The 863-nt window shown below is 57.0% G+C and carries 1 protein-coding gene; it reads left to right on the top strand.

All coding sequences use genetic code 11. The annotated features are described in order from the left end of the window. Positions 1-863 (top strand): AMP-binding protein (locus A3730_RS00275; RefSeq protein WP_156500695.1); only part of this gene is annotated, 863 nt, incomplete at both ends.

Below are 863 nucleotides of genomic sequence, written 5' to 3'. Positions count from 1 at the left end.
TGAAAATAATACCACAACCACTCAGCTCCACGGTTGCGACACCGTGGTCAAACTCTGGCGCAAGCAATGCCTGGAGCGGGGCAATAATATTGCCCACCGCGAAAAGGAACTGGGCATCTGGCAGAGCCATACCTGGCTGGATTATTACGAGAAAGCCCGCGCCATTGGCGTTGCGCTGCTGTCGCTGGGACTGGAACGCGGTCAGCCGGTTTCGATTCTCAGTGAAGACAACAAGGAATGGCTGTACTGCGATCTGGGTATTGCCGGCGCCGGGGGTATCAGTAACGGCGTCTACACCACCGACAGCCCCGAGCAGTTGGCGTACCTGATCAACGACAGTGAATCGGCCTTCCTGTTTGTAGAAAACGATGAGCAACTGGACAAGTATCTGACCGTGCGTGATCAGGTGCCCACGCTGAAAAAAGTCATCGTCTACGACCGCAAGGGGCTACGGGATTTTGACGATCCCATGGTCATGTTCCTGGATGAGCTTTACGCCCTGGGTGAACAGATCCCGGATGCAGAAGCGCAGTTCAGTGCCAGCATTGCCCAGAGCCAGCCCGATGATATCCGCATGCTGATCTATACCTCCGGCACCACCGGGGCGCCGAAGGGGGCCATGATCAGTCACCGCAATGTGCTGTTCCAGCTCGAGGCCGGTGAGCAGGTGCTGGATGCCCATGAAGACGATGATCAGCTTTGCTTCCTGCCCCTGTGTCATATTCTGGAACGGCTGGTGTCGGTGGAGCTGCCCATCTACAAAGGCTGTACCGTGAACTTTGCGGAAAGCCCGGCAACCGTATTCGAGAACCTGCGCGAAGTGTCACCGAATACCTTCGCCGCCGTGCCGCGCCTGTGGGAAA

The sequence above is a fragment of the Alcanivorax sp. HI0044 genome, assembly GCF_001634945.1.
This window is presented reverse-complemented; position numbering and strand designations above follow the sequence as displayed.